The 930-nt window shown below is 29.5% G+C and carries 2 pseudogenes; both read left to right on the top strand.

What is annotated here, in order from left to right:
* Window positions 1-162: 162 nt before the first annotated feature.
* Window positions 163-474: pseudogene (locus tag IEW49_RS13390) on the top strand (cytochrome b N-terminal domain-containing protein); the annotation flags it as partial.
* 12 nt (window positions 475-486) lie between these two features.
* Window positions 487-810 (top strand): annotated as a pseudogene (locus tag IEW49_RS13385) (cytochrome b); the annotation flags it as partial.
* Window positions 811-930: the final 120 nt, after the last annotated feature.

The raw sequence follows: 930 nt of genomic DNA, 5'->3' as shown, positions 1-930 counted from the left end.
TCAACGACTAATGAGTGAGTTATACCAACAATAAGCTCAACACGATACCCCCAAAATCCACTCTATGAGTGGGTTTAAGATATAGTCTAAATATACCCTTAAGGGTGTAAAGTATAAGTTAAATATTATACGTAATATATTGTCATTTGAGGAGGTTTTAGTGTAAACAATGCTACTTTAAATAGATTCTTTGCTTTACATTTTGTTTTACCATTTATTTTAGCAGCATTAGTATTAATGCATCTGATTGCACTTCATGATACAGCAGGGTCAAGTAACCCTTTAGGTGTTTCAGGTAATTACGATAGAATAACATTTGCTCCTTATTATTTATTTAAAGATTTAATAACTATTTTTATCTTTATATATGTTTTAAGTTCATTTGTTTTCTTTATGCCCAATGTTTTAGGTGATAGTGAAAATTATATAATGGCCAACCCTATGCAAACTCCACCTGCTATTGTGCCAGAATGATATTTATTACCTTTCTACGCTATATTAAGATCTATACCTAATAAATTATTAGGAGTTATTGCTATGTTTAGTGCAATATTAGCTATAATGTTATTACCTATAACAGATTTAGGTAGATCAAAAGGTTTACAATTTAGACCTTTAAGTAAATTCGCTTTCTGAGCTTTTGTAGTAAATTTCTTAATTTTAATGAAATTAGGTGCTTGTCATGTAGAATCACCTTTTATTGAATTAGGTCAATTTAGTACAATCTTTTATTTCAGTTACTTTATATTTATAGTACCTGTGCTTAGTTTAATTGAGAATACTCTTGTAGATCTCAACTACTTGAAATAAGATTTTTTTAGCAAAGCTAAAAAAAATTTTTTTTAGCTTTGCTAATTTGGTTTTTTTTGAGGCGAGCTTTCCTACCTTCCTCCCTTCCACTTCTCGAGGCGAGCTTCGCTTAATTTTTTT

Source organism: Pseudoblastomonas marina (genome assembly GCF_014641655.1).
GTDB classification, from domain to species: domain Bacteria; phylum Pseudomonadota; class Alphaproteobacteria; order Sphingomonadales; family Sphingomonadaceae; genus Alteriqipengyuania_A; species Alteriqipengyuania_A marina.
The sequence above is the reverse complement of the archived record's forward strand: the minus strand, read 5'-3'. Positions and strand labels throughout refer to the sequence as shown.